The sequence below is a fragment of the Patescibacteria group bacterium genome (genome assembly GCA_041651155.1).
In the GTDB taxonomy this organism is placed as follows: domain Bacteria; phylum Patescibacteriota; class Patescibacteriia; order CAIXNZ01; family CAIXNZ01; genus JAPLYF01.
Window position 1 is genome coordinate 53,430 of sequence record JBAZJU010000005.1, and the last position, 26,991, is coordinate 80,420.

39 protein-coding genes, 1 tRNA gene and 1 pseudogene are annotated in these 26,991 nt (G+C 36.8%); 38 read left to right on the forward strand and 3 right to left on the reverse strand.

All coding sequences use genetic code 11. The annotated features are described in order from the left end of the window. Nucleotides 1–46 precede the first annotated feature (46 nt). The 3 genes from WC460_04440 to WC460_04450 all read right to left on the reverse strand — a co-directional run bounded on the left by WC460_04440 (nt 47) and on the right by WC460_04450 (nt 863). Nucleotides 47–121, reverse strand: a tRNA-Pro gene (locus WC460_04440). Between the two features lie 320 nt (nt 122–441). Then, nucleotides 442–594 (reverse strand): DUF5679 domain-containing protein, encoded by a 153-nt coding sequence (locus tag WC460_04445; GenBank protein MFA5188583.1) that lies wholly within the window; start codon nt 592–594, stop codon nt 442–444. Between the two features lie 89 nt (nt 595–683). Beyond that, nucleotides 684–863 carry a L28 family ribosomal protein gene (locus WC460_04450; GenBank protein MFA5188584.1) on the reverse strand — a complete coding sequence of 60 codons (180 nt, stop codon included), beginning with the start codon at nt 861–863 and terminating at the stop codon, nt 684–686. 125 nt (nt 864–988) lie between these two features. Here WC460_04450 and WC460_04455 point away from each other — a divergent pair, with 125 nt between their 5' ends. The 38 genes and pseudogenes from WC460_04455 (at nt 989) to WC460_04640 (ending at nt 26,883) form a co-directional block, all read left to right on the forward strand. Next, nucleotides 989–1,654, forward strand: a complete 666-nt coding sequence (locus WC460_04455; GenBank protein MFA5188585.1) for a site-2 protease family protein — start codon at nt 989–991, stop codon at nt 1,652–1,654. A 127-nt stretch (nt 1,655–1,781) separates the two neighbouring features. Next, nucleotides 1,782–2,210, forward strand: a complete 429-nt coding sequence (rpsL, locus tag WC460_04460) for a 30S ribosomal protein S12 (GenBank protein ID MFA5188586.1) — start codon at nt 1,782–1,784, stop codon at nt 2,208–2,210. A 32-nt stretch (nt 2,211–2,242) separates the two neighbouring features. Further along, a complete protein-coding gene (gene rpsG, locus WC460_04465; GenBank protein MFA5188587.1) occupies nt 2,243–2,713 on the forward strand; it encodes a 30S ribosomal protein S7 in 471 nt (156 codons plus the stop codon). 99 nt (nt 2,714–2,812) lie between these two features. Next, nucleotides 2,813–3,163, forward strand: a complete 351-nt coding sequence (locus WC460_04470; protein ID MFA5188588.1) for a MazG nucleotide pyrophosphohydrolase domain-containing protein — start codon at nt 2,813–2,815, stop codon at nt 3,161–3,163. A gap of 22 nt (nt 3,164–3,185) precedes the next feature. After that, the gene (fusA, locus tag WC460_04475; GenBank protein MFA5188589.1) at nt 3,186–5,261 is read left to right on the forward strand and encodes an elongation factor G; all 2,076 of its coding nucleotides are present in this window, start codon (nt 3,186–3,188) and stop codon (nt 5,259–5,261) included. A 155-nt stretch (nt 5,262–5,416) separates the two neighbouring features. Then, nucleotides 5,417–5,623 carry a hypothetical protein gene (locus tag WC460_04480; GenBank protein MFA5188590.1) on the forward strand — a complete coding sequence of 69 codons (207 nt, stop codon included), beginning with the start codon at nt 5,417–5,419 and terminating at the stop codon, nt 5,621–5,623. A gap of 136 nt (nt 5,624–5,759) precedes the next feature. Continuing rightward, nucleotides 5,760–6,086 (forward strand): ClpX C4-type zinc finger protein, encoded by a 327-nt coding sequence (locus WC460_04485; protein ID MFA5188591.1) that lies wholly within the window; start codon nt 5,760–5,762, stop codon nt 6,084–6,086. A gap of 768 nt (nt 6,087–6,854) precedes the next feature. Further along, on the forward strand, nt 6,855–7,757 hold the full coding sequence (locus WC460_04490) for a hypothetical protein (protein MFA5188592.1): 903 nt from the start codon (nt 6,855–6,857) through the stop codon (nt 7,755–7,757). A 106-nt stretch (nt 7,758–7,863) separates the two neighbouring features. Then, nucleotides 7,864–8,184 carry a hypothetical protein gene (locus tag WC460_04495; GenBank protein ID MFA5188593.1) on the forward strand — a complete coding sequence of 107 codons (321 nt, stop codon included), beginning with the start codon at nt 7,864–7,866 and terminating at the stop codon, nt 8,182–8,184. Between the two features lie 167 nt (nt 8,185–8,351). Beyond that, complete coding sequence (gene tuf, locus WC460_04500; protein ID MFA5188594.1) at nt 8,352–9,539, forward strand: elongation factor Tu; 1,188 nt, start codon at nt 8,352–8,354, stop codon at nt 9,537–9,539. A gap of 89 nt (nt 9,540–9,628) precedes the next feature. After that, on the forward strand, nt 9,629–9,970 hold the full coding sequence (rpsJ, locus tag WC460_04505; GenBank protein MFA5188595.1) for a 30S ribosomal protein S10: 342 nt from the start codon (nt 9,629–9,631) through the stop codon (nt 9,968–9,970). 281 nt (nt 9,971–10,251) lie between these two features. Further along, nucleotides 10,252–10,851: pseudogene (gene rplC / locus WC460_04510) on the forward strand (50S ribosomal protein L3). A 151-nt stretch (nt 10,852–11,002) separates the two neighbouring features. Next, nucleotides 11,003–11,635 carry a 50S ribosomal protein L4 gene (rplD, locus tag WC460_04515; GenBank protein ID MFA5188596.1) on the forward strand — a complete coding sequence of 211 codons (633 nt, stop codon included), beginning with the start codon at nt 11,003–11,005 and terminating at the stop codon, nt 11,633–11,635. Between the two features lie 164 nt (nt 11,636–11,799). Further along, a complete protein-coding gene (gene rplW, locus WC460_04520; protein MFA5188597.1) occupies nt 11,800–12,117 on the forward strand; it encodes a 50S ribosomal protein L23 in 318 nt (105 codons plus the stop codon). Between the two features lie 34 nt (nt 12,118–12,151). Next, nucleotides 12,152–12,997 carry a 50S ribosomal protein L2 gene (gene rplB, locus WC460_04525; GenBank protein MFA5188598.1) on the forward strand — a complete coding sequence of 282 codons (846 nt, stop codon included), beginning with the start codon at nt 12,152–12,154 and terminating at the stop codon, nt 12,995–12,997. A gap of 12 nt (nt 12,998–13,009) precedes the next feature. Continuing rightward, nucleotides 13,010–13,306 carry a 30S ribosomal protein S19 gene (gene rpsS, locus WC460_04530; protein ID MFA5188599.1) on the forward strand — a complete coding sequence of 99 codons (297 nt, stop codon included), beginning with the start codon at nt 13,010–13,012 and terminating at the stop codon, nt 13,304–13,306. 24 nt (nt 13,307–13,330) lie between these two features. Beyond that, on the forward strand, nt 13,331–13,939 hold the full coding sequence (gene rplV / locus WC460_04535) for a 50S ribosomal protein L22 (protein MFA5188600.1): 609 nt from the start codon (nt 13,331–13,333) through the stop codon (nt 13,937–13,939). A gap of 36 nt (nt 13,940–13,975) precedes the next feature. Continuing rightward, nucleotides 13,976–14,656, forward strand: coding sequence for a 30S ribosomal protein S3 (gene rpsC / locus WC460_04540; protein ID MFA5188601.1), 681 nt, complete (start codon nt 13,976–13,978; stop codon nt 14,654–14,656). Nucleotides 14,657–14,677: 21 nt separating this feature from the next. Next, complete coding sequence (gene rplP / locus WC460_04545; protein MFA5188602.1) at nt 14,678–15,091, forward strand: 50S ribosomal protein L16; 414 nt, start codon at nt 14,678–14,680, stop codon at nt 15,089–15,091. A gap of 14 nt (nt 15,092–15,105) precedes the next feature. Continuing rightward, complete coding sequence (gene rpmC / locus WC460_04550; protein ID MFA5188603.1) at nt 15,106–15,309, forward strand: 50S ribosomal protein L29; 204 nt, start codon at nt 15,106–15,108, stop codon at nt 15,307–15,309. Between the two features lie 27 nt (nt 15,310–15,336). Next, complete coding sequence (gene rpsQ, locus WC460_04555; GenBank protein ID MFA5188604.1) at nt 15,337–15,591, forward strand: 30S ribosomal protein S17; 255 nt, start codon at nt 15,337–15,339, stop codon at nt 15,589–15,591. 7 nt (nt 15,592–15,598) lie between these two features. Then, a complete protein-coding gene (rplN, locus tag WC460_04560) occupies nt 15,599–15,970 on the forward strand; it encodes a 50S ribosomal protein L14 (protein ID MFA5188605.1) in 372 nt (123 codons plus the stop codon). 18 nt (nt 15,971–15,988) lie between these two features. Next, nucleotides 15,989–16,360 carry a 50S ribosomal protein L24 gene (rplX, locus tag WC460_04565; protein ID MFA5188606.1) on the forward strand — a complete coding sequence of 124 codons (372 nt, stop codon included), beginning with the start codon at nt 15,989–15,991 and terminating at the stop codon, nt 16,358–16,360. Between the two features lie 12 nt (nt 16,361–16,372). Next, the gene (gene rplE, locus WC460_04570; protein ID MFA5188607.1) at nt 16,373–16,918 is read left to right on the forward strand and encodes a 50S ribosomal protein L5; all 546 of its coding nucleotides are present in this window, start codon (nt 16,373–16,375) and stop codon (nt 16,916–16,918) included. A 17-nt stretch (nt 16,919–16,935) separates the two neighbouring features. Next, nucleotides 16,936–17,121, forward strand: coding sequence for a type Z 30S ribosomal protein S14 (locus WC460_04575; GenBank protein ID MFA5188608.1), 186 nt, complete (start codon nt 16,936–16,938; stop codon nt 17,119–17,121). Nucleotides 17,122–17,168: 47 nt separating this feature from the next. Further along, nucleotides 17,169–17,564 (forward strand): 30S ribosomal protein S8, encoded by a 396-nt coding sequence (rpsH, locus tag WC460_04580; GenBank protein ID MFA5188609.1) that lies wholly within the window; start codon nt 17,169–17,171, stop codon nt 17,562–17,564. 101 nt (nt 17,565–17,665) lie between these two features. After that, nucleotides 17,666–18,214, forward strand: a complete 549-nt coding sequence (gene rplF, locus WC460_04585) for a 50S ribosomal protein L6 (protein ID MFA5188610.1) — start codon at nt 17,666–17,668, stop codon at nt 18,212–18,214. 20 nt (nt 18,215–18,234) lie between these two features. Then, nucleotides 18,235–18,597, forward strand: coding sequence for a 50S ribosomal protein L18 (gene rplR, locus WC460_04590; protein MFA5188611.1), 363 nt, complete (start codon nt 18,235–18,237; stop codon nt 18,595–18,597). A gap of 20 nt (nt 18,598–18,617) precedes the next feature. Then, complete coding sequence (rpsE, locus tag WC460_04595) at nt 18,618–19,238, forward strand: 30S ribosomal protein S5 (GenBank protein MFA5188612.1); 621 nt, start codon at nt 18,618–18,620, stop codon at nt 19,236–19,238. A gap of 4 nt (nt 19,239–19,242) precedes the next feature. After that, nucleotides 19,243–19,725, forward strand: a complete 483-nt coding sequence (rplO, locus tag WC460_04600) for a 50S ribosomal protein L15 (GenBank protein MFA5188613.1) — start codon at nt 19,243–19,245, stop codon at nt 19,723–19,725. A 5-nt stretch (nt 19,726–19,730) separates the two neighbouring features. Beyond that, nucleotides 19,731–21,005 (forward strand): preprotein translocase subunit SecY, encoded by a 1,275-nt coding sequence (secY, locus tag WC460_04605; protein MFA5188614.1) that lies wholly within the window; start codon nt 19,731–19,733, stop codon nt 21,003–21,005. Between the two features lie 91 nt (nt 21,006–21,096). Beyond that, nucleotides 21,097–21,723, forward strand: coding sequence for a nucleoside monophosphate kinase (locus tag WC460_04610; GenBank protein MFA5188615.1), 627 nt, complete (start codon nt 21,097–21,099; stop codon nt 21,721–21,723). Nucleotides 21,724–21,870: 147 nt separating this feature from the next. After that, complete coding sequence (map, locus tag WC460_04615; protein MFA5188616.1) at nt 21,871–22,644, forward strand: type I methionyl aminopeptidase; 774 nt, start codon at nt 21,871–21,873, stop codon at nt 22,642–22,644. A gap of 114 nt (nt 22,645–22,758) precedes the next feature. Continuing rightward, complete coding sequence (locus tag WC460_04620; GenBank protein MFA5188617.1) at nt 22,759–23,622, forward strand: haloacid dehalogenase-like hydrolase; 864 nt, start codon at nt 22,759–22,761, stop codon at nt 23,620–23,622. Further along, nucleotides 23,619–24,101 (forward strand): Holliday junction resolvase RuvX, encoded by a 483-nt coding sequence (ruvX, locus tag WC460_04625; GenBank protein MFA5188618.1) that lies wholly within the window; start codon nt 23,619–23,621, stop codon nt 24,099–24,101. Before WC460_04620 ends, ruvX begins: the two co-directional genes overlap by 4 nt. A gap of 39 nt (nt 24,102–24,140) precedes the next feature. Next, the gene (gene recO, locus WC460_04630) at nt 24,141–24,911 is read left to right on the forward strand and encodes a DNA repair protein RecO (GenBank protein ID MFA5188619.1); all 771 of its coding nucleotides are present in this window, start codon (nt 24,141–24,143) and stop codon (nt 24,909–24,911) included. Between the two features lie 109 nt (nt 24,912–25,020). Continuing rightward, nucleotides 25,021–25,323 carry a hypothetical protein gene (locus tag WC460_04635; GenBank protein MFA5188620.1) on the forward strand — a complete coding sequence of 101 codons (303 nt, stop codon included), beginning with the start codon at nt 25,021–25,023 and terminating at the stop codon, nt 25,321–25,323. A gap of 294 nt (nt 25,324–25,617) precedes the next feature. Beyond that, complete coding sequence (locus tag WC460_04640) at nt 25,618–26,883, forward strand: dihydroorotase (GenBank protein ID MFA5188621.1); 1,266 nt, start codon at nt 25,618–25,620, stop codon at nt 26,881–26,883. The last annotated feature ends 108 nt before the right edge of the window (nt 26,884–26,991 follow it).

Here is a 26,991-nt window from a genome sequence, read left to right on the forward strand (position 1 = left end):
TTTCTAAGCAATTTTAAAAGCCCAAAAAATGGGCTTTTAATATTATTCGGGGCGGCGGGATTTGAACCCACGATCTTCGGACCCCCAGCCCGACGCTCTAGACCAGCTGAGCCACACCCCGCAGTGAAAAATAACAAATGTCAAAATCCAAACCTTTGTTTGCCAAAGCCCCGCACTGCGGGGCGAAGGCAAATATCAAAAAAATAACAAAATATAAAATTTAAATAATCAAACGTTTTGGCATTAAGTATTTGAGTTTTGAATTTATTTTGTTATTGAGCATTTGTTATTTGTCATTAAAGCGGTTTAATTTTAACCCCTTTTTACTCCTTTTACTCCTCTTGCCCTTTTTACCCTTCTACCTCATATCTTATTCCATCTTCAAACTTTCTTCAACTAAAAACCCCCGGGTTTTAGGCCAGGGGTTTTTAATGAGTACATTTATTTAGCTGCGCCAATTTTGAACATTTTGGTGCCGCACACAGGACAAATACCTGTGACTGCTGGTCTGCCATTTTTCATTTTAATTTCTTTAGCATCTTTCATTGTCTGTTTGGCTTTGCATTTAACACAGTAAGCTTGAACATCGGCCATAGATATGAAGTTAATAATTATTAATTTATAAGGATTTCTCTTAATAGTTGCTTGGATTTTATTTAGAGTTAAAGGAATTTCTTAACAATTTAAACCCTGGCAGCCTTAACTCTGGTTTTTAAGCAGCTGGTACAAATTTTTGTTTTTTTGCCATCTATAGTTTTCGCCTGCAAATTAATATACTTCTTCTTTAGGGTTTTAATGTTGGAATGGCTGCGGCTGGCAGAAGTTTTAGGACCGCGTCCGCATATTTCACAAGTTCGCGACATAATGATAAGATTAATTTGAGTAAGACTTTGTAAGACGATGGTAAGACAATTGTATTACAATGTTTTACTATCGTTTTACCCATTATTCCCAGTTTAGCAGATAAATATAATTTAATCAAGACCATATGCTATTATTAAATTTTTTTAGCCAACCTTTAATCGGTGTAGCTTTTATTTTAGCTTTATTGATTGTTTTAACATTTCATGAATTTTTTCATGCCCTGGTGGCTGTTTGGCAGGGAGATAATACTGCCAAAGATGCTGGCAGGCTGACTTTAAACCCCTTAGCTCATTTGGATCTAACAGGCACAATTTTGTTATTGCTTATAGGTTTTGGCTGGGGCAAACCAGTGCCGGTTAATTATTATAATTTGAAAAATCAAAAATGGGGTCCGGCCATTGTTTCAGCTGCCGGGCCTTTTGCCAATTTAATTATGGCAATTATTTTTTCTGTGGTTTTTAAACTAATTGCTCCGAGTAATCTCAATCCAGTAGCAGTTTTGAGCGGCGCTTCAGGAAATCTACTTTTGATTTTTCTTTCATTTTTGATTATTTATAGCTTGATTTTGATGGTTTTTAATCTTATACCCATTCCTCCTCTTGATGGCTCAAAGATTTTTTTTGCTTTTTTACCGCCAAAATATGACTATATCCAGGCCTATTTAGAAAAAAACGGGCCGCTTATTTTGTTAATTTTAATAATTGCTGATAATTTTTTAGGCATTGGCATTATTAGCGCGTTTTTTAATTTAATTATCAATTTATTTCTCCGGCTTTACAGCATATTGTGAAATTCTTGACTTTTTTAGAGTAAGAGTGTAGAATAAAATCACAATAAAACACAGAGTTTTATTTTTTCAGCCAAAGGCTGATCAGCCACTGGCTGATATTTTTAATTTAAATTTTAAATTTTTTAAAATGCCAACAATCAACCAGTTAGTTAAAAAAGGACGCAAACAATCCAGCCATAAATCCAAGACGCCTGCTTTGGAAAGTGTTTTTAATACGATTAAAAGAAAGAGAAAAACATTGGATAAAGGCAATCCTTATAAAAGAGGCGTGTGCTTAAAAGTAACAACTACTACCCCTAAAAAACCTAATTCAGCCTTAAGAAAGATTGCCAGAGTCAGGCTTTCTAATGGCATGGAAGTGACTGCTTATATTCCTGGCGAAGGCCATAATTTGCAGGAGCACTCAATTGTGATGATTCGCGGCGGCCGTGTCAAAGATTTGCCTGGCGTGCGTTATCATATTGTCCGCGGCCGTTATGATACCCAGGGAGTTGAAGGCAGACAAAAAGGCCGTTCAATTTATGGCGTTAAAAAGCCTAAAAAAGCTAAAGCTTAATTAACTTATTCATTTAATACTGTTTAAAAAATATGAGAGGCAAACCAGCACCTAAAAGAAATATTCAGCCAGATCCTAAATTTAAAAATGCGCAGATTGCTAAATTTATCAATTATTTAATGAGAAGAGGCAAGAGATCTACAGCCCAAAGGATCGTTTATAATGCTTTTGAAATTGTTTCTGATAAAACCAAGCAAGATGCATTGGAGATTTTTGAAAAAGCTTTGAAAAATGTCAGCCCATCTTTAGAAGTGCGCGGCCGCAGAATTGGCGGCGCTAATTACCAGATACCTTTTCCTGTCAGAACAGAAAGAAAATTTGCCTTAGCCAGCCGCTGGCTGATTGAGGCCAGCCAAAAAAGAAAAGGCAAAGCCATGGCAGAAAAATTAGCCATGGAAATCATGGATGCAGCCAATGAAACAGGGGATGCATTTAAGAAAAAACAGGATGTTCATAGAATGGCTGAAGCCAATCGCGCTTTTGCTCACTTTGCTCGATATTAATCTACAGATTACAGATATGTACTGATGTACAAATATTTAATTTGTGGAGTTCAAATCTGTAAAATCTGTATGTATCTGTAATCTGTAGTAAAAAAGCTTATGGATCTAAAACAAATAATAGAACAGCAGAAAGATTTTGATAGAAAGCATTTTGGAGAGATTAAATTAACACCAGAAAGATTGCTTTATTTAATGACTTGTTTAGCTGGAGAAACTGGTGAACTCGCAAATTTAGTTAAAAAATATTATCGTGAAAAAGTAAGAAATTATCGGTTACCTACTGATGGTCAAGAGGATTTCTTAAGCTTAATGAAAGAAGAATTAACCGATGTATTTATTTACACAATAATTCTTTCTTATATGCTGGATGTTGATTTAGAGAAAGAATTTTTTAATAAGCTGAAAAAAAATGAAGAACGGTTTAAAAATGTAAATTTAAACAATTTATAATTCGTAATTCAGAATTAAATTTATGCCTAGAGAATATTCATTAGAAAATACCAGAAACATCGGGATTATGGCCCATATTGACGCCGGCAAGACAACTATGACCGAGCGTGTTTTGTTTTACACTGGTAAAAAACATAAGATTGGCGAAGTTCATTATGGCGAAGCTGAAATGGACTGGATGGAACAAGAAAAGGAAAGAGGCATTACAATTACTGCCGCCGCAACTACTTGTTTTTGGAAAGATCATCGCATTAACATAATTGATACCCCGGGCCATGTTGATTTTACTGTTGAAGTAGAAAGATCACTCCGCGTCTTGGATGGCGCAGTGGCAGTTTTTGATGGCTCGCAAGGCGTAGAACCGCAGTCAGAAACAGTCTGGCACCAGGCAGCAAAATATAGCGTGCCGAGAATTGCTTTTGTAAATAAGATGGATAAAATTGGCGCTGATTTTTATATGAGCTTACAATCAATTCAGGAACGCCTGTCTCAACACGCAGTCGCTGTCCAAATTCCAATTGGCGCTGAAGACACTTTTGCAGGCTTAGTTGATTTATTAGAAAGAAAAGCCTACAAATTTGCTGGCGAATATGGCCAGAATGTTGAGGAAATACCAATTCCTGAAGATTTAAAAACTAAAGTTGAGGAATTGAGGAAGGTATTACTGGAAAAAGTTGCTGAAAATGATGATGACTTAATGAATAAATATCTGGCCGGTGAAGAATTAGATTTAAACCAGGTCAAACAGGTGATTCGCGCAGCAACTATTAAAAACGATTTTCATCCTGTTTATTGCGGCTCTGCTTTAAAAAATATTGGCGTGCAATTTGTTTTGGATGGGGTTGTTGCTTATCTGCCTTCGCCAAATGATATACCTCCCTTTAAAGGAAAAAATCCTGAAACTGGCGTTGCAGAACTTAGGGAAGCTAAAGATGATGCGCCATTCTGCGCTTTGGCTTTTAAAATTGCCACTGATCCTTTTGTGGGCAAATTAGCCTTTTTCCGGGTTTATTCTGGCAGTTTAAAGGCTGGTTCATATGTTTTAAATACTGCCACAGGCGATAAAGAAAGAATCGGCCGTATTGTTCGCTTACATGCTAATTCTCGCGAAGACGTGGACGAAGTTTTTTCTGGTGAAATAGCAGCTGCTATTGGTTTAAAAAATACAACTACAGGCAATACTTTATGTGATGAAAAAAAACCAATTATTTTAGAAGAAATTATTTTTCCAGAACCAGTTATTTCCGTGGCCATTGAACCAAAAACAAAAGTTGACCAGGAAAAAATGGGCATGGCCATGCAAAAATTGGCTGAAGAAGATCCGACTTTCAGAATTCGTACCAATGAAGAAACTCTGCAGACCATTATCTCTGGCATGGGTGAATTGCATTTAGAAATTATTGTTGACCGCATGAAAAGGGAATTTAAAGTTGAGGCCAATGTCGGCGCTCCCCAGGTAGCATATAAAGAAACTGTCAAAGGTACAGCTGAAGCAGAAGGCAAATATATTAAACAATCTGGCGGCCGCGGCCAATATGGCCATTGTTGGATAAAAATTGAACCGCGCGACCAGGGCGAAGGCTTTGAATTTGTGGATGATATTAAAGGCGGCGCTATTCCTCGTGAATTTATTCCAGCTGTTGAAAAAGGCATTAAAGAAGCTTTGACCAAAGGCATTTTGGCTGGTTATCCTGTAGTTGATGTTAAAACGACTTTATATGATGGTTCATACCATGAAGTTGATTCTTCTGAAATAGCTTTCAAAATTGCAGGCTCAATGGCTTTTACAGAGGCAGCGAAAAAAGCCAAGCCAATTATTTTGGAACCAATCATGAAAATAGAGGTAGTTATGCCTGAACAATTCATGGGTGATGTTATTGGTGATTTAAATGCTAAACGCGCTCAGATTACCCAGATGACCGAACGCGGTAAAATGAAAGTAGTTGATGGCATGGTGCCATTATCTGAAATGTTTGGCTATGCGACTTCCTTAAGATCAGCCACTCAAGGCCGCGCTACCTATTCCATGGAATTTGATCATTATGCTGAAACTCCAAATAATATTGCCTTGAAAATAATTGAAGGGAAGAAAAAATAAGGGATAAATAAAACACTGATTTATATTCACAGATTACACTGATATAAAAATAGCTCTTTGAAAGAGGAGCTATTTTTTTATTTTATAAAAATATTGACAGAAAAAATATAGGTGATAAAGTAATAAAAAATACTTTTTTCAAAGGAGGTAAAGAAATGGACGCACCTGAATTTGTCAATAGAGTTGGGGATACTGTGGAGGTAGACGATATCCATGGTTCTTCTGATTCAGTAGTATTAAATCTTACTGAAGAAGAACAGAGATTTTTTCGGTCTGTGGAACATAGCCAAATTCCTTTTATGATGGGCCTCCTCAACAAATGCGCAGCAAAAGGCTTCCAGTTAGGAAAAATTTCAAAATAAATTTTGCGTAAGAGTAGAATTTAAAAAAACTATTAAAATGACCTAGCGATAATTTCAAAGGGTCTTTTTTTGTATATTTTTGACTTCATATTGATTTGCTGATAATCTTTAAGCAAATTTTTCAAAGGAGGAAAAAATGAGTTTCTGTTCTTTTTGCGGCAGCACGCCTGAGGGGACAGTTTTAATCGCATTTGACGAAAAGGTAAATGCCGGGATATGCGATACTTGTATTGTACTTTGCGGGGAAGTAATCGCAAACCCTACAGAAAAGGATATTCCTGAAGTTAGTTCAAAAGGTGAAAGCCATTGCACATTTTGTGGAAAAAATTCCCAGGAAGTTGGGGTATTGATTAGAGGGCCAGCTGGCAAAGTATATATATGCAGAAATTGTTTAAAAGCAGCAGCTGCAAGCATAATAAGTACTTTGCAAAATTTTCAATCAACTCAAAAACCTAACAACTGATGGCGATTTAATTATGCAATGGCCAATGGGTTAAGAAATAACCCATCTCCCACTCTGTGGAGATCCATTATCGGGGCCATGGCGCCTTAAAAAGGGGAAATAACCCAGACCAATTGCTAAGGCAAATAATGGCTAAAACGGCCTGCCGAAGCATTGGGTGCTAACTGAAATCAGCCATAAAATGCTTTGTGCTGATCATCAGTTTTGCTGGAAATAACCAAAAATTAAATATCTTTTGTGATCATCCCAGCATAGCGCGGTAGCTAACACTCAAAACCCAATAAACAGGCTCGAATCCTCGGGCCTGTTTTAATTTTAATAATCAAATCTCAAATGCCAACTCACAAATAAGCTTCAAATCATAAATTCCAAATTTCAAAAGTTTGGTTATTGGGATTTGGTTATTGGTTATTATTTGGAGCTTGGTGTTTGAAGATTAGAATTTAGATAGGTATTGTGTATAATTCGTGAATAAAGTTGAGTATAACTGTGTGGTTAAGTATGTAGATAACCATGTGCGTAAAGATGTTGATATTTTGTTTATAATTAGCCAAAAAAGGGCTTGACTAGGTTTTTATAATAATATATAGTTAGAGCATAAAACCCTACTTGTTTACTAATTGATTAATCTTAGCTTTGGAGACAAAGCCGGTTTCTCAGTGTAGTTCTCTGGTGGGGCTTAAGAAAAATTGCCCATCTGGGTGATTTTTTTTGTGTCTAAAAAATGATTAAGAAAAAATTAACAATAGGTTTTGAAAGGAGGATTTCGTGAGTCCAAAACTTTACGACTTAGCGCCCGAAAGAGATTTCGTTTTGTTTAATCCAGAAACCAAATATCTAATTCTGGCGCTGACTGAAAGGTTTAAAGAATTAGAAAAGGTTAAAGGATTAAAAGCAACAGAAACTTTTCACCTTGATTGCCTGGCAAAAAATCTAGGTCAATCACCCAGCATCATTGAAGTAGCTGACTGCTTATATAATAATCAGCAATTGAAATGGAATTGGAAAGATCTTTTGCCAGTAGTTTTGGCAGATTGTCTTTATCCGTTTCATGCTGATAGTTATCATCATTCAGTCAGAATGGCAGAAATCGTGCAATTTTTAAAAGAAGAGTACAAACAGCGCGGTTTTGCCAATTTCCCCGATTTCGGCAATAAAGATTTTGCTGAAATTACGCGAAATTTAGAGATGACTGAAGATGACTGGGCCTGTCTTTTGGCTGCAGCTTATCATCATGATGGCGGAAAAATGGGCTTGCCCGTGGGATTTTGGAATAAACCAGGAGAGTTTAACGCCAAAGAAAAAGAATGTCGCAAAGTCCATCCAGGCCTATTTTTTCCGATCGGTGAAATGTTAGGCGTACCTTTAAAAGTAACGGCTTTGAATATTGCCCATCATTATCTTAATCTTGGCTATCCAAATAATGGTCTGATCAAATGTTTTCAGGACATCATTTTTGAGCCAAAATTTAAGGTAATTCTAATCATGCTGATTACCTTAGATTGTTATGATGGGATGAGGGGACCTCGTGATTATCGGGTAAATTTATTCAGCCATGATCAGGTTATGGAAAATTTACCCCAAGAACTTGGTCAAATGGGTACTATTTTTATGCCATTGGTGGAATTAGTCAATTCTTCCGCCATTGGCCGGCAATTGTATCCCAATTAAGCCATTACATCTGTTTGAGAGCCGCTTAGCCAAAACTAAGCGAAGCGGCTCTTGACTTTCTTTTTACTTTTAGCTAAGATAAGATATATTCTAGATAAATTCATTTATGAAAGATTTAAAGAAAATTTTAGAACTATTACGAAAAACAGGAGACCGTTTTATTTTAGAAGATGAAAAGGGCAATCTTTTTGTAGTTTTATCAGCGAATGATTATGAGAATTTAATTTTAAAAAATAGTGAATTAAAGAATTTTTCCGAAGAAGAACTTTTGAACAAAATTAATAAAGATATCGCGGTTTGGAAGTCAACGCAAGAAGATGAAAAATTATTGGAACGCTGGCAAGATTTAAATCCTGCCCAAGAGGAAAAAGATAAAAAAGAGGAGCCTGACCAATATTATTTTGAGCCGGTTGAAGATGAGGATTAAAAAATACTTGCCATATTTTGCGAATGTGGTATAATAAAAAATACATTTTAATAAATTAAAAAATAATCCCAAAGCGATCCCTTTGGGAGAATAATTAGGGAAGCGGCTGGATAACACTCAGCCAGTTTTAGCGGTTGAGGCTGCTTCGACGGAGTATTAAAAATACTATGGCAGAAAAATTTGAACGCTCAAAACCACATATTAATGTGGGAACAATTGGTCACGTTGACCATGGTAAAACTACTTTAACAGCAGCTCTTTTGAAGTATGTGCTTGCTCATGGCCAAAAAGCTTCTGATAAAGGAGTTGACCAGATTGATAATGCCCCTGAAGAAAAAGAAAGAGGCATTACCATTGCAACCGCTCATGTTGAGTATGAGACTGCAAAAAGACATTATGCTCACGTAGATTGTCCAGGCCATGCTGATTACATTAAAAACATGATTACAGGCGCAGCTCAAATGGACGGCGCTATCTTAGTTGTAGCTGCAACTGATGGTCCAATGCCTCAGACTAGGGAACACATCGTGTTAGCCAGACAAGTCGGTGTGCCGTCAATTGTTGTTTTTTTAAACAAAGTTGATCAGGTTTCAGATCCAGAATTAATAACATTAGTTGAGGAAGAAGTCAGAGAACTATTAACAAAATATGAATTTCCAGGCGATAAAACCCCGATAATCAAAGGTTCGGCTTTGAAGGCTTTAGAAAATCCAAATGGCGATGACGCCAAATGCATTGGCGAGCTTTTAGATGCTTTAGATACGTATATTCCCGATCCTGTTAGAGATACAGAAAAACCATTTCTAATGCCGGTTGAAGATGTTTTCTCAATAGAAGGCCGTGGTACCGTGGTAACTGGCAGGATTGATAGAGGCATTATTAAACTAAATGATGAAATAGAAATTGTAGGCATTAAACCAACTCAAAAAACAGTGGTCACTGGCATTGAAATGTTTAATAAATCATTAGACGAAGGCCGCGCAGGCGATAATGCCGGACTATTATTGCGTGGTACAAAAAAAGAAGATGTAGAAAGAGGCCAGGTAATTTCTAAACCAGGCAGTATTACGCCTCATACAGAATTTGAAGCCCAAATTTATGTTTTATCCAAAGATGAAGGCGGCAGACATAAGCCATTTTTCAAGGGTTATAAGCCGCAATTTTATATCCGCACTACTGACGTAACTGGCGAAATTGAAATTTTGGGTGGCGCTGAAATGGTTATGCCTGGGGATACTGTTTCCCTGAAGATTAAGTTAATTGCGCCTGTAGCTTTGGAAGAAAAATCAAAATTTGCTATTAGAGAAGGCGGTAAAACCGTAGGTGCAGGTTCAGTCACTAAAATCATTGCTTAATATATTTAAGTCCTCTCCCCATGGTGGGGAGAGGGCTTTTATACCAAAATTTTTTGTAAATTTTAAATATAAAGATAATTTTTAATTTCATGACTGAAAAGGTAAAAGCCAAAGAAAAAACTGAAGAAAAACAAAGAATTAGAATCAAGATTCGGGCTTATGATCATAAGATTATTGATCAGTCTACTCGAACTATCTTAGATACTGCGCAGAGAACTGGCGCCCAGGTTGCCGGCCCCATTCCTTTGCCAGTGGAAAAGAAGAAATACACTGTTTTAAGCTCGACCTTTGTCCATAAAAATGCCAGAGATCAATATGAGATGCGCATCCACAAGAGGCTAATTGATATCATTGAGCCTACCCAAGCCACAGTTGATGCTCTGATGAGCTTAAATTTGCCAGCCGGCGTAGATATTGAGATCAAAATGTAAAGGGCTTGACAGGTAAGTGCATTTCAGCTAAGATACGTATATTACAACTTTAATTATTGCGGATTTTAAAAATCGCAAATCTAATTTTTAGAAATATAAAGAAAGTTTCTTAATTTAAGAAAAACCTTTACATTTTTAAGGATTAGCCAAGGAGAAATAAAAAATCACTAAAAATTAAAAATCCAGTAAGTCTTAAACTTTTTTTGAAGTTTTTTGAATTATATTAATTTTAATCTGGATTTGGTGAAGCCAGATTTTTTATTTCCTAAAAAGCAAGAAATATGAAGTATATTTTAGGTAAAAAAATAGCCATGACCCAAAAGTTTAAAACAGATGGCCAGGTAGTGCCAGTGACAGTAATTGAAGCCGGCCCTTGTTTTATTACTCAAGTAAAAAAGAAAGACAAGGATGGCTATCAGGCGATTCAGATTGGATACGGGACTAGAAAAAAATTAAATAAACCATTGGCCGGGCATTTAAAAGGCGGATTAAAATCAAGATATTTAAAAGAATTAAGATTGCCTGATGATAATCAAAGCGAATATGCTAAGGGTGAAAAAATCAGCGTAGCTATTTTTACTGCAGGCGAAAAAGTAAAAATATCTGGTACGAGCAAAGGCAAGGGATTTCAAGGTGTAGTCAAACGTCATGGTTTTCATGGCGCACCAAAAACACATGGTACCAAGGATCAATTAAGGCATTCTGGTTCAGTCGGAGCCAAAGGCGTTGCCCACACATTTAAAGGGACTAAAATGGGCGGACGCATGGGAGGTGAACAAGTTACCATCCAAAATTTGGAAATAGTTGAAATAGATCCGTTGAAAAATTTATTATTTCTTAAAGGCGCAGTGCCAGGCAGCCGCAATAGTTTAATAGAAATTTACGCGCCAGGGGAGATGAAGCTGGAAAAAGAAACCAAAGAAATTCCAGCAGAAAAGGCTGAAACATCTGAAATCAAAAATGAAGAAGTCAAAGAAGAAGCTAAGGAATTAAAACCAGAAGCAAATACTTAAAAGTATAAATTATTTAGATATGATCAAGGCTAAAGTTTACAATTTAGAAGGCAAAGAAATAGAGGAAATCAAATTAGATCCTGAAGTTTTTGGAGTTAAAATTAATCCCGCCCTAGTCCATCAGGTTGTTGAGGCTCAACAGGCCAACGCACGTTTTAAATTAGCACATACTAAAACTAAAGGTGAAGTGCGCGGCGGCGGTAAAAAACCTTGGCGGCAAAAAGGCACAGGCCGGGCAAGAGCTGGTTCAACTCGGTCGCCTTTATGGATCGGAGGCGGTGTGACTTTTGGTCCGCGCAAAGAAAGGAATTTTGATAAAAAAATAAATAAGAAGATGAAGCAAAAGGCATTATTTATGTCTTTGACTGATAAAGTCAAGTCTGAGGCTTTAATTATTTTAGATAAATTAGAATTTACCAAAATCAAAACTAAAGATTTAGTTAAGATTTTAAGTAAATTGCCCGTTAAGGCTGGCAAGACTTTAATTGTTTTGGATCAAAAGAATGACAACATTGTTAAATCAGCCAGGAATATTAAAACTTTAAAGACAATTTTAGCTGATAGCCTTAATGTTTTAGATATTTTGAAGTATAATTATTTATTAGTTGATAAAAACGGCATAAAAAATATTATTACCACTTATAAGAAATAAAATATATGGGAATTTTTGATAGATTTAATAAAAAAGCCGGGGCTAAAGCCAAAGAAGCAAAAAAGGAAAAACCAGCAGCAGCCAAAAAGGCTTTGGTGAAAAAAACAGATGCTAATTTGACTTCTTTGAAGCCCAAAACAGAAGGTGCGGCAGAGACAAAAGAAATTAAAGGCAAGAAGGCTAAAAAGGAAGAGACCAAAGAAGCCTATAGAATTTTAATCAAGCCTTTAGTGACAGAAAAAGCAACAAACTTAGTGGCCAAAAATCAATATACGTTTATGGTTGCGAATGGCGCAAATAAAATTGAAGTTAAAAAGGCAATTAAAGGCCTTTATGGTTTTGAAGCAAAAAGCGTGAATATAATTAAAGCCAGAGGCAAAGATGTCCGTTCGGGCAAAGTTACAGGTAAAAAGAAAAACTGGAGAAAGGCTATAGTAACTTTGAAGCCAAGCGATAAGATAGAAATTTACGAAGGAGTTTAAGACCGAAATTTTAAATTTATAATTATTGAGATATATGGGAGTAAAGCAATATAAAACCAATGATGCAGGGAGGCGAGAAGCAAGTGTAGATGACTTTGCCGATCTTAGTGTTTCTAAGCCAGCTAAAAGATTATTACAAATAAAAAAAAGAACCGGTGGCAGAAATGTAACCGGTAAAATTACAGTCAGGCATATTGGCGGCGGGGCCAAAAGGTTTATCAGAATCATTGATTTTAAGAGAGAAAAATTTGATATGCCGGCTATTGTAAAAACCATTGAATATGATCCCAACCGTAATGCCAGGATTGCTCTAGTTAACTATAAAGATGGTGAAAAAAGATATATAATTGCTCCGCACGAATTGCATGTCGGCGATGAAATTATGAGCTCAAAAGGCAAGCAAATTAAAGTTAAAGCAGGCAATGCCCTGACCATAGAAAATATTCCGGTCGGTTCATTTATTTATAACATTGAATTAACACCGGGCAAAGGCGGCCAGATTGTAAGAAGCGCAGGCAATAGCGCGCAATTAATGGCAGTTGAAGGAGATTATGCTACTATTAAATTGCCATCAGGCGAAGTCAGAAAGGTATTAAAAACCTGCCTGGCTACGTTGGGGACTGTTAGCAATTCAGAATATATGACTATTCGCTGGGGCAAGGCAGGCAGAAAAAGGCATTTAGGCATTAAGCCAACTGTCAGAGGCAAAGTAATGAATCCAGTAGATCATCCGCATGGTGGCGGTGAAGGCAAGCATCCAATCGGCTTAAAATACCCCAAGACTATTTGGGGCAAGCACGCTTTAGGTGTTAAGACACGCAGACCAAATAAATATTCAAATAAATTAATTTTACAAAGAAAAAAGAGCAAGAAATCTTAAACCATAAAATTTATGTCTAGAAGTTTAAAAAAGGGACCATATGTTAATGAGAAATTATTAAAAAAAATTTCTCGTTTAAAGCCAGGTGATAAAACAATAACGAAGACCTGGGATCGCGCCTGTACTATTACCCCGGAAATGGTTGGTTTTAAGATTGGCGTTCACAATGGCAAAGAACATCTTGAAGTAACTATAATTGAAAATATGGTCGGACATAAATTGGGAGAATTTTCACCAACCAAGAAGTTCCACGGACATGGCGGTAAGATGGCTAAAGAAGAACAGAAAGAAGCAGCAGCCAGCGCTTAGTTTAAGTAAATTCATTTTTTATATATGCAAGCACAAGCAAAATTAAGGCATTTGAGAATGTCACCTAAAAAAGTCAGATTAATCGCAAATTTGATTAAGGGCTTAAAAGTTGAAGAAGCAATTAATCAGCTGTCTTTTGCTGATAAGATTGCCAAAAAGCCAATTCTTAAGCTTTTGCAGTCAGCGATCAGCAATGCTGAGCATAATTTGAATTTGAAAAAAGAAAATTTATTTATTAAAGAAATAAAAGTTGATTCGGCCGGTGTTTTAAAAAGATGGCAGCCAAAAGCGCATGGCCGGGCAACCCCGATTTTGAAAAAACTTTCGCATGTATATCTGGTGTTGGAAGAAATAGCGCCGACTAAAATTAAGGCTAAGAAGGTCAAAAAAGAAAAGAAAGAAAGCATTAAGCCGATTAAAGTTTCTTCACTGAAAGAAATTAAAGAAATAATTCCTGAAAAAATTTCGGAGACAAAGACAGCAGAACCTGAAGGCCATGACAAGGAAATTGATAAGGAAATTATAGACGTTAGAATGGAAGGCAAGCATCGCCATAAGCAGAATGAAGATAAAAAAAGGCTGAAGGGCACCAAAGGCTTTATAAAAAAGATGTTTAACCGTAAATCCGGTTAAGTGAAAAGATTTAAAATCAGACATTAATTATTTCATATGGGACAAAAAGTAAATCCAAAAGCAATTAGGCTCGGTATCACAAGAACTTGGGATTCAAAATGGTTTGCCAAGAGGAATTTTAGTTTGTTTTTAAGGCAAGATGTAGTCATCAGAAAATTTATAAAAAAACGCTTGAAAGATGCAGGCGTGGCTAAAATTGAGATTGAAAGATCTGCAGAAAATATCAATATCATAGTATATGCTGTCAGACCGGGTGTGATTATTGGCCGATCTGGCGTAGGAGTTGAAGACTTGAAAAATGAATTAAAAAAGGCAATTTTCAATAAAGAAATAACAAAAGTGCCCGGCAAGCTGAACTTAAATGTAAATATTATGGAAGTTGACAGGCCGAATATGAATGCCCAAATTGTTTTAGATAATATGATTGCCGATTTAGAAAAAAGAATTCCTTTCCGCAGAATTTTAAAGCAGGCGATCAGCCGCGTGATGAGAGCGGGCGCTAAAGGCATTAGAGTTATGGTTTCCGGCCGCTTAAATGGCGCGGAAATTGCGAGACGCGAAATGCTGTCTGAGGGCATGTTGCCTTTACACACTTTACGCGCAGATATTGATTATTCCAGAGGAGCGGCACAGACAATTTATGGCAAAATCGGCGTTAAAGTTTGGATTTATAAAGGTGAAGTTTTTGATAAAGAAATTAAATCAATTAAAAAATAAAAGTAAAATATTGAGAATAATATGTTAATGCCGAAAAAAGTAAAACATAGAAAATGGTTTAAGGGGCGTAAAAAAGGTCTGGGCGTGGCCAGCAGGCGTACCGAGCTTTGTTTTGGCGCATATGGCCTAAAAGCCCTAACTCACGCCTGGATAACAGCCCGGCAGATTGAAGCTGCGCGTCGCGCATTGACGCATTATTTGAAAAGAGGCGGCAGAGTCTGGATTAGAATTTTTCCAGATAAGCCAGTAACCAAAAAAGGAGCAGAAGTGCCAATGGGCGGAGGGAAGGGTACACCTGATCATTTTGTGGTTGTAGTTAAACCAGGCACTGTTTTGTTTGAAATGGAAGGCGTAACATTAGATAAGGCAAAAGAGGCTATGCGTTTAGCAAGTTATAAATTGCCGGTCAAAACCAAGTTTTTAACTAGGGAATAATTTTAAAATATTTTATGAAAGCCAAAGAGGAACTAAAGGAACTAAAATTAAAATCTGAGACAGAGCTAAAAAAGCTGTTAGGTTCAAGCCGGGAAAAATTAAGAGATTTACGATTTAAAGTCTCACAGAATCAGTTGAAAAATATCCGAGAAACAAGAATTATAAAAAAGAAAATTGCTAAAATTTTGACTTTATTAAAGCAAAAGTCAATAAAGTAAAAATAAATTTTTATTGCTATTAATATTATGGAAACTAAAAAGACAAAAATAAGAAAAAAGTTTAAAGGCGTGGTGGTCAGTGATAAAATGGCTAAAACCATTGTGGTTAAAGTTATGTCCATGAAGCTGCATCCTAAGTATAAAAAGCAGTATAAGGTTAGTAAAAAATACAAAGTCCATGATGAACAGCGGGCAGCCAAAGTCGGTTCAGAGGTGATTTTTCAGGAATGCAGGCCTTTAAGCAAAGAAAAAAAATGGCGCTTAATTAAAATTGTAAAATAATTTATATATGGTTCAACATCGATCAATGTTAAAATTAGCTGATAATACAGGTGCCAAAAAATTAATGGTTATCAGGGTTTTGGGCGGTTATAAAAAGAGATATGCCCGTCTTGGCGAAATTGTAACAGCAGCTGTCAAAGAAGCAATCCCGCATGCTATGGTAAAAAAGGGTGACGTCGTTCACGCTGTTTTAGTCAGAACCCACAAAGAAACCAGAAGAAAAGATGGTTCGTATATAAGATTTGATGATAATGCCGCTGTGATTATTGATATGAAATCAAAAGAGCCTCAGGGCAGCCGTATTTTAGGGCCAGTGGCCAGAGAATTGCGCGCCGGCGGTTTTAATAAAATAATTTCCCTGGCAGCTGAAGTTTTATAAATTTTAAATTTTACTATAATGAAAAAAAATGATATGCCCCGCAATGCGGGATCCGCCTTCGGCGGAAAAATTAAAGCAGGTGATAGAGTAAAAGTAATGGCAGGTAAAGATAAGGGCAAAAAAGGCAAAGTTTTGCAGGTTTTTAAAACTGCCAATCGGGCTTCGGTTGAAGGTGTGAATTTAGCTATTAAGCATTTACGGCCTAAAAAACAAGGTGAGAAAGGACAAAAAATTGAATTTCCAGCAGCGATGAATATCTCTAATTTAATGCTGCTTTGTCCCAGATGCAACCGTTCAACAAGAATTAAATACAAATTTTTGGGGGCAGTAGCAAAACAGAAAAAAAACAAAGCTAGGATTTGCGGCCGCTGCAAAGAATTAATAGATTAAAGATTTATATATATGAATTTGAAAGAATTTTATCAAAAAAAAGCCAGAACACAATTAAAGCAGGAATTTGGCTATAAAAATGAATTACAAGTGCCGAAATTAACAAAGGTAGTATTAAATGCGGGTTTAAGCAAAGGCTTAAAAGACGCAACTTTCATAGAAAATGTGGAAAGCACTTTGCTGAGAATAAGCGGCCAAAAGCCTTTAAAAACCAAAGCCAAAAAATCAATTTCTAATTTTAAAATTAGACAGGGCATGGTGATTGGCATGAAAGTCACTCTGCGCGGCAAATATATGTGGGATTTTGTGGAAAAATTAATCAAAATTACCTTGCCTCGTGTCAGAGATTTTCGCGGTTTAGATTTGAAAACTTTGGATAAAAATGGCAATTTAAATATTGGGATCAAAGAACATTTGGCCTTTCCTGAAATCAAAGCAGATGAAATTGAAAGATTGCATGGCTTGGAAATCGCGTTAGTGACAACTGCTGAAACCAAAGCAGAAGGCAAGGCTTTATTTATTGCCTTAGGGTTTCCTTTTAAAGAATCAAAAAAATAATATTTAATTTAATATATATGGCAACCAAAGCACAAGTCGTAAGAGCAGAGAGAAAACCGAAATATATGACCCGCAAAGTTAGACGCTGTTGGCGTTGTGGCCGTGCCCATGGCTATATGCGCGATTTTAATTTGTGCAGAATTTGCTTTCGAGAATTGGCAGCTAAAGGCGAAATCCCGGGCATTACTAAAAGCAGCTGGTAAAAGGAAAATCTTTAATTTATAATTTACATTTTTCAATTTTAAAATATATGATTACAGATCCAATAGCAGACATGTTAACAAGAATTAGAAATGCTCAGGCTGTGAGAAAGAGCGAGGTTTTGCTGCCCTTTTCAAAGCTAAAGTTTGAATTGGCCAAGATATTAAAGCATGAAAACTATATTGAAGATGCCGCTAAGGTTGAAGAAGCAAAATTCCCACAAATAAAAATAGTTTTGAAATATAATGAAGACAAGCAAAGCGCAATCTCCAATATCAGGCGAGTCAGTAAGCCAGGCAAGAGAATATATGTCAGTAAAACAAAAATTCCCAGTGTCTTAAATAATTTAGGCATTTTGATAATTTCCACCTCCAATGGTTTAATGACCAATAAAGAAGCAAGAAGAAAAGGAATTGGCGGTGAAATTTTATGCGAAATTTGGTAATTAATAATGAAATACGGAAACACTAAATAGATTCACGAAACTTCACTAAAATTTCGTGCATTTCGTGAAAGATTTTAGTGGTTCAGATAACAAAATTTTTTATGTCCAGAATCGGCAAAAAACCAATAACTATCCCTGATGATGTGGCGGTAAAAATTGAGGCCAATGAATTGATTATCAAGGGACCCAGAGGTGAATTAAAACAAAAAATTCATCCCCAGGTTAATATTGAAATAAAAGACAAACAGATTTTGATTACTGTCTCAGATCCCACAGACAAGTCTCAAAGAGCGCTTTGGGGTTTATTTGGCAGCTTGATTAAAAATATGATTTTAGGAGTTAAAGAAGGTTTTACTAAAAAATTGGAAGTGGTTGGCGTGGGTTTTAAAGTCAGTTTGGCCGGCAGCAAATTAGTTCTAAATGTAGGCTACTCTCACCCGGTTGAATTTATTTTGCCCCCGGGCATCACTGGCAGTGTGGAAAAGAATTTTATTACCTTGACAAGCAATGATAAAAAACAGGTTGGCGAGGTGGCAGCCTTAATAAGGAAAATAAGAAAGCCTGAACCATACAAAGGCAAGGGCATAAAATATGCAGATGAAATTATTAAAAAGAAAGTTGGCAAAGCAGCTGCCAAAGCCGCAGGTTAGACTTAAAGCTAATTTAATATATGACTAATAATAAAGAAAAAATTAAAAATCAGCTGAAAGAAAGCAGAAGAAGCAGAATCAGAGCGAGAATAATCGGTACAAAACAAAAGCCGAGATTAAATGTTTTCAGAAGCTTAAAGCATATTAATGTGCAGATTATTGATGATTTGGCTGGCGCGACTTTAGTTGCGGCCAGTGATTTGGAATTGAAGAATAAAAAAGCGACCAAGACTGAAAAAGCTAAAGCTGTTGGTAAATTGGCGGCGCAAAAAGCAATGGATAAAAAAATTAAAAAAGTAGTCTTTGACCGAGCTGGCTATAAATATCACGGCCGGGTAAAAGCTGTGGCAGAAGGAGCAAGAGAAGGCGGTTTAGAATTTTAAAAAAATTATAATTAATTATTATGGCTAAAAGAAATAATAATAAAGACAGAGGCGGAGTGAAAAAAGAAGAGGAATTCGAGCAAAGAGTGGTTGATTTGGCGCGCGTTACCCGTGTCATGGCCGGAGGCAAAAGAATGAAATTCCGAGCTTGTTTGGCGATTGGCGACAAAAAAGGCCGAGTGGGTTTTGGCGTTGCCAAAGGCGCTGATGTAACAGCGGCAATAACCAAAGCCTTTAATAAAGCCAAGAAAAATTTAGTAAAAGTGCCCATAGTAAACGAAACGATTCCTCACAATGTCAAAGTAAAATTTAAATCAGCTAAAATACTTTTAAAGCCTGCAAAAAAAGGAACAGGAGTTAAGGCAGGCGGCGCAGTCAGAATCCTTTGCGAATTAGCCGGTATTGCCAATATCACAGCCAAAATCCTGGGTTCAAACAATAAAATTAACAATGTTAAAGCGACGACCATTGCTTTTAAGAGCTTTAAGCGCGGTACAAAATCAGCTCTAGAAATTGAGGTTGAAAACAATGAATTGGGAAAAGAAAATAGAGTTCAATCTGTTACTTCTAAAAAAGCTGAAGGAAAAAGCTTTAAAGATAAAATTAAAGGTTTAATATCTAAAAAAACGGAAAATAAATAATTTTATGTCATTGAATTTAAACAATTTAAGGCCAGCCTATGGCGCTAAAAAGAAAAAGAAGAGGGTCGGCAGAGGCGATTCTTCAGGTCATGGCACTTATTCTACTCGCGGTGCTAAAGGCCAACGAGCCAGAAGCGGCGGCAAGGGCGGTTTAAAATTAAAAGGCTTAAAAGGCAATATTTTGAGCATTCCAAAATTAGGTGGCTTTAGGAGCTTAAGGCCTAAGTTAGAAATTGTTAATTTGCAGGATTTGGAAAAGAATTTTGAAAATGATGATATAATAACAGCAGGTAAATTAGCGGCTAAGGGTTTAATCAAGGGGACTAGCATTGGCGTTAAAATTTTAGGCCAGGGAGAGCTCACCAAGAAGCTGATTGTTAAGACTAATAAAATTTCAGCCTCTGCTAAAGAAGCTGTGGAAAAAGCAGGCGGCAAGATTATTTTGCTCTTACCTTATAAAAAAGAGCTTAAAGAAGAAAAGAAATAATAATTATGTGGGAAAAGTTCACGCAAATTTTTAAAATTAGAGATTTACGCAAAAGCATTTTGTATGTTTTAGCTTTATTGGTAATTTTTAGAATTGCTGCTCATATTCCTATTCCCGGAGTTAATTTGGATAATTTGAAGGAATTTTTTGCATCCAACCAGATTTTTGGCTTGATTAATATTTTTTCCGGCGGCGGCATGAGTAATTTTTCAGTTGTGGCCATGGGAGTCGGCCCTTATATTACTGCTTCTATTATTTTTCAATTGTTGGTTATGATTGTGCCTAAGCTGGAAGAAATTTCCAAAGAGCCAGGCGGTTATCAAAAAATAAATAATTGGACCAGATGGCTGACCGTACCTCTGGCAGCTCTGCAGGGCTATGGCATCATTACAACCTTGCAAAGACAATCCACCTATAAAATAATCAACTTTTTATCGCCTTTTGATTTAATCCTAACACTGATTACGCTCACTGCCGGGACAGTATTTTTAATGTGGATTGGCGAATTGATTTCAGAAAGGAAAATAGGCAATGGCATCTCTTTAATTATTTTTGCCGGTATTGTTGACAGATTGCCAAGCTTGGTGCAAAGAACTTTAGTTGTTTTTGATCCAGCCGAAATTTTTAATTTAGTTTTATTCGCCATCATTGCCATTATTACAATTGTAGGCGTGGTAATTATTAATGAAGGCACGCGCAATGTGCCGGTTTCTTACGCCCGCCACGTGCGAGGCAATAAAATGTATGGCGGAGTCAGCACTCATTTGCCATTAAGGGTCAATATGGCTGGCGTGATTCCGATTATTTTTGCAATTTCTTTGATTATCTTTCCGCCCATGATTGCCCAGTTTTTTGTCCATGCTAAATCCCAGATTTTGGTTCAGGCCGCGCAATTTATAATTTCTGTTTTCCAGAATCAGCTTATTTACGGCATCTTATATTTTGTTTTTGTTTTTGGCTTCACTTATTTTTATACAGCAGTCATTTTTCATCCCCAGCAGATTGCTGAAAATTTACAAAAGCAAGGCGGATTTATTCCTGGCATTCGGCCGGGTAAACACACTGAGGAATATCTGGGCCATGTCACAAATCGCATAATTTTTGCCGGCGCATTGTTTTTGGGCTTGATTGCTATTTTACCTTTGGTTATTCAGCAGTTTACCGGCGGTTTGAATTTAGTGATTGGCGGTACCAGTTTATTGATCGTAGTCAGCGTGGTAATTGAAACCGTTAAGCAGGTTGAATCACAGTTAACGATGAGAGAATACGAGGGCATTTAATTTGGCACCGCCCAATACGACTAAACTTAAAGTTTTAAGATATGTTATAATAAAAAGGGAAATACCCTTTTTATTTTTTAACCTAAATATAATGAATATAATTTTGATTGGTCCGCAGGGCTCAGGCAAGGGTACTCAGGCAGAGCTTTTAGCTAAAAAGTATAAATTGCCAGTAATCGGCATTGGCAGTCTTTTTCGACAAGAGGTTCAACATAAAACAAAGCTAGGCAAAAAAGTCGGGAAATACATGCTTAAAGGTTCTCTGGTGCCCGATCATTTTACAGAGGAATTATTAAAAAGAGAATTAAGGAAAGCTAAATATCTCCGAGGCGCAATTTATGACGGTTTTCCCAGAGATTATAAACAGCTTAAATTATTAGAGAAACTAATTATTATTAATTACGTTATATTTATAGGGATAAATCAAAAATCATCAATTAAGAGGCTGAGTAGTCGCAGGATATGCGGTTGCGGCCAGACTTATAATATTAAGACTGACAGGCCAAAGCATGCTTTGATCTGCGATCAATGCGGCAAAAATTTGAGCCAGAGAGCTGATGATACGCCCCAGGCGATAAAAAATAGATTAAGAATATTTAAAAAAGAGACCTTGCCATTATTGAAATATTTTAAAAAAGAGCGTAAGCTGATAAAAATAAATGGCGAGGCTTCAATTAAAAAGGTTTTTAGTTTGATTTTAAAAGATTTAAAAAGTTAGAGTATTTATTAGGTTTTGAATAATTGAAATACGAATCGACGAATTAGTTATGTAATCTGAGAAATTATTAGTATTATTTGTAGAATATTTGCCTTTGCAAACCGTAGTCCCGCCACGCGGGACGAAGGTTTGTAAATTAGTAACAATATGATTATTTATAAAACACAAAAAGAGATTGAAGTGATAGGCATCGGGGGCAGGATTTTGGCCGGAATTTTAAAAGAAGTCCAGTCAATGGTTAAGCCAGGCGTCGGCACCATGGAGCTGGATAATCTGGCAGAAAAATTAATTTTACAAAATGGCGGGCAGCCCTCTTTTAAGAATTATCAAACCTCAGCCAGCGACATACCTTTTCCCACTACTTTATGTACTTCAATTAATGATGAGGTGGTTCATGCTCCTGCCAGGCCCAATCGCATTCTAAAGGAAGGTGATATCATCGGCTTGGATATTGGCATGGAATATCAAGGCGGGTTTACTGACATGGCAGTGACCGTTGGTGTCGGTAAAGTCAGCCAAGAAGCAGAAAATTTAATGGCCACTGCGCAAGAGTGTTTAAATTTAGCCATTGAACAAGTTAAAGAGGGAAATTATTTAAGTGATGTTGCTAAAGTAATTCAAGACTATGCGGAAGAAAATGGTTTTACGGTAGTTAGAGAATTAGTCGGCCATGGCGTTGGCCAGAAAGTTCATGAGGATCCTAATGTGCCAAATTATGTGACTGAAGAAAGTAAAAATATTCAGCTTAAAAGAGGCATGACGATTGCGATTGAACCTATGGTTAATTCTGGCGGCTGGCGAGTTAAACTTTTAGACGATGATTTAACCTTTGCCACAGCTGATGGCAGTTTGTCAGCGCAATTTGAGCATACTGTGGCGATTGATCATGAGGGTAAGACCAGGGTTTTGACAGCGTTGTAGGATGTTTGGTAAGACAGTTGTAAAACAATGGTAAAAATGTGATAAGACCATGGTAAAACAATTGTATTGCAATTTTTTACTACTGTTTTACGATCATATTACTTTTTTCACTATATGAATAAAGAAAAGCAGAAAAATTCAGAAAACATTTTAATTCCAGATCAAGAACGTTTGGATTCTTTAATTAGAAATTTTAAAGAACAAGGCAAAGATAAAATTCATGTCCTGGCTGATTTTGACAGGACTTTGACCGGAGCCTTTATTGAGGGACAAAAAGTGTCCACAGTCATTGCTCAATTTAGGCAAAGCGGATATTTAACGCCTGATTACGCACTCAAAGCCCATGAACTTTATAATACCTACCGCCCAATTGAAATTGATCCGAAAGTCAGCAAAAATGAAAAAATAGCTAAAATGCATGAGTGGTGGCAGAAGCATTTTGCCTTGCTGGTTTCAAACGGTTTGAATAAGAAAGTCATGGATGAAATTGTCAGTAAAAGAGCGCTTAAATTTCGGGCTGGCGCTTTGGATTTTATTGATTCTTTGCATGAAAATAATATTCCCTTAGTCATTATGTCGGCCGGGCCAGGCGATATGATTAGTCAATATTTAAAACAGGAAGGCCGGCTTTATAATGACATTCATATTATTGCTAATTTTTTTGACTTTGATAAAGAGGGCAAGGTGATAAAAATTAAAGAGCCAATAATTCATTCTTTAAATAAAAAAGAAATTTTTGTTAAAGATTTTCCAGCCTTTAAAGATGTCAAAGAAAGAAAAAATGTTATACTTTTGGGAGACGGAGTTGATGATATTGATATGATTGAGGGCTTTGATTATGATAACTTAATTAAAATCGGATTTTTAAATGAAAATGTGGAAGGAAATCTGCCCGAATTTAAGAAAAAATTTGATGTTATAATTGAAAATGACGGGGATATGGATTTTGTGAATGATTTATTAAAGGAAATTATATGAGTGAAAAATTACTAGGTATTGATTATGGCGAGAAAAAAGTCGGTTTAGCTATTGCTGATACTGAAACTAAAATTGCCTCGCCTTATAAGATTTTAACTAATGACAAGGGTTTATTTGAAGCTATTAAGGATATTTGTCTGGAAGAAGAAATCGGTAAGATTGTAGTTGGAATCCCAACTGGATTAAAAGGAGTTAAGTCAGCGCAATACGAAATAGTTAAAGATTTTATTAGCCAATTGAAAAGAGAATTTTCCATGGAAATAATTGCACAGAATGAAAATCTGTCCAGCAGTTACGCGCAAAATCTTTTGCAGGGAACTAAATCTAAGGGTCAGGATGATGCAGTCGCAGCGATGATAATACTTCAGAGTTACCTTGATGAAATGGGCGAAAAAGCCCCTTTGTCATTCAGAACGCCTGCCTGCCGGCAGGCAGGAAGTGAAGAATCTAGTAATACAGGATTCCACGCTACGCTCTGAATGACTCGATGACAAAGAGGCTTTTTCGCCATTCACTTTATGTCCCAAACCTACACTACAACAGCTTTAGTTCTGAAAAGACGAGACTATCAGGAAAATGATCGTCTTTTTTGTCTATACACCAAAGATTTTGGCAAAATAGATGTTTTGGCCAAAGGCACGAAAAAAATCATTAGTAAATTAAATCCATATCTGGAACCTTTTTATTTAATTAAAGTCATGATTGCCAAGGGCAAGGGTTTTGATAAATTGGCGAATTGCAATTTGATTGAAGGTTATCAAAATTTACGGCAGAATCTTTTTGGTTTTGCTTTGATAAATTATTTGGCAGAAATTACTGATCGGTTGATTATAGGCCAGACTCAGAATAATGATAAGTTTGATTTGTTGCTAAAAATTCTAAATATTTTAGAACAGGAAATCAGCAAAAAGGATAAAGAGAAATTGTTGCTGCTGGCAAATCTTTATGGCTTGAAACTTTTGTCTTTGCTGGGCTATCAGCCGGAAATCAAGAGGTGCTTAATTTGCCACAAGGGGATTTTACTGACCAAAAATATCTTTGATTTTTCGCACGGGGGGATTATTTGCGAGAATTGCAAAAAGGTTTGCTTGATTGAGGATTATGTTTTAGTGGCTGATCAGGTGATTAAGTTATTGCAGTTAGGGCAGAAAAAGGACTTGGATTTTTTTGTAAATTTAGGAGTTGATAAAGAAACAATAACCCAGTTTAACCAGGTCGTTTCCAAGCTGCTTTTAGTCAATATGGAATGGCCGCTTAAGTCAATTGATTTTTTGCAAAAGTTGTCTTGACAGGGCAACTTTTTTTTGTTAAGGTCAGATAAGGAATTGAACATTAACAACATTACAAAACAAGCCCCGAATCACTTGCTTTGCTCGGGTACGGGGCAAGGAGGGAAAAGTGAATATCATTGAACGGATTAAAGCTAAGCTTAAATGCGCTTATGCTTATGGGCAAATTAAGAAATTCCATACTATAATTAGGCTGGAATTTAAAGATGGAGAGCATTTGACTCAGGAGGAAGAAGTTGAGCTCTTAAGGTTTATCAAAGAAAAGATTCAACCCAAAAGAGCTTACGTCTTATGCAGCCGGCAATATAAAGAATCAAATCTACCTTGGTCTGCCTTGTTACACTTGGAGGAATTTGAAATAGAGGGTAATTTTAAAGAACTGATCATGCAAGGGTTTAAAGTGAAAAGATAGGGGGAACAAATCCCCCTTTTCAATTCCCAAAAAGCCTCGAACCATGCACTACGTTTAGGTTCGGGGCAGGAAAGGAAAAAATAATGGGCAAAAAAGGAAGGTCTGTTACTCCGCGCAAAACTCCAAAATTTGAAAGGCGCAAAAAAGAAAGACGGACAAATTTTAAAACCCTAAACAAGGGTCTGCGCAGCAAAAATCCTAAACCGAAATCGCCGAAAAAAAATTATGTGGCAAAACTTGTGATTGGCAGGGATTTTTTCAAAAAGGTAAATAAGAAAACAGCTAGGAGGGAAAATGGGAAACATCCTGTTAAAAGGCGGTAGAGTGATAGATCCGGCGAATAATCTTGACCTTATTGCTGATGTGCTGATTGAAAATGGCAAGGTCAAGAAAATTGGCAATTTGCGGGTTTTACGATCAGTTGAAGTGATTGATGTTAAAGGTAAAATTGTCTGCCCGGGGTTGATTGACATGCATGCGCATGGATGCGATTTCAAGCAGGCGAAAAAAGAAAATTACATAAGTGTGAGTTTGGCCGCAATCATGGGTGGATTTACCACCGTGGCTTGCATGGCTAATACTGATCCGGTAATTGATAATGTCGCAAGCTTGCAGCAAGCACAAGCCAGAATGGAAGGGAGTCTGATAAACCTGCTCCAGATAGTAGCAATAAGCAAAGAATTAAAGGGGTTTTCAATTCAAACAGTGGAGAGTTTAACAAAGCTTTTGGAAAGCGGGGCTGCAGGCTTCAGTGATGATGGCAAGGCCATTTGGGATCCCGAGGCCTTGCTTAAGGCAATGGACAATATCCATCATTTCTGGTTCCAACGTACTGAATTGAAAAAACCGCTTCTTCTGCATTGCGAAGATGGTCGTTTTTCACTCTATGATAAACGCTCAGAATATCTGGATATTTCCTTGGCTACAAATTTTGCAGCCACACAGCATCACCCCATCCATATTCAGCATGTTTCTTGTGCCGAATCAGTAGATATCATTCGCGAAACCAAGAAACACTACGGATTTATATCTTGTGAAACCGCGCCCCATTATATTTCTCTAACTGAAAAAGATTTTCACCGGCTCGGTGCTAATGCCAAGATGAATCCGCCGCTTCGGACTGAAAAAGATCGGCAGGCAGTAATTCGAGGTTTGGCTGATGGCACAATTGATGCCATTGCCACAGATCACGCGCCGCATACACCTGAAGAAAAAAATCTACCGCTGGACAAAGCGCCACTTGGCATTATTGGTTTGGAAGTAGCTGTGCCAGTCATACTGTCCACTTTAAACAAAAGAATTCCCCTAATAGAAATCATTCGCAAGTTGACAATCAATCCTGCCAGAATTCTTGAACTCAAAGGTAAGGGAACATTACATCCAGGAAGCGTGGCTGACATTACGGTGATTGATCCGCAAATGCGGAAAAAAGTTGAGGCCGACAAGTTTCAAAGCTTGTCGCGCAACTGTCCCTGGGACGGCAAATGGCTTCAGGGCTGGCCTGTGATGACTATTGTTGGCGGTCGGATACTGATGAAAGATGGGAAACTTAACATCTAAACAATATAGGGGCTCTCAAGAGAGGGCCTCTTTTTAAATAACAAATGACAAAATTCAAATGACAAATAAATTTCAAATATCAAATTTTTAAATTCAAAACTCAAGTTT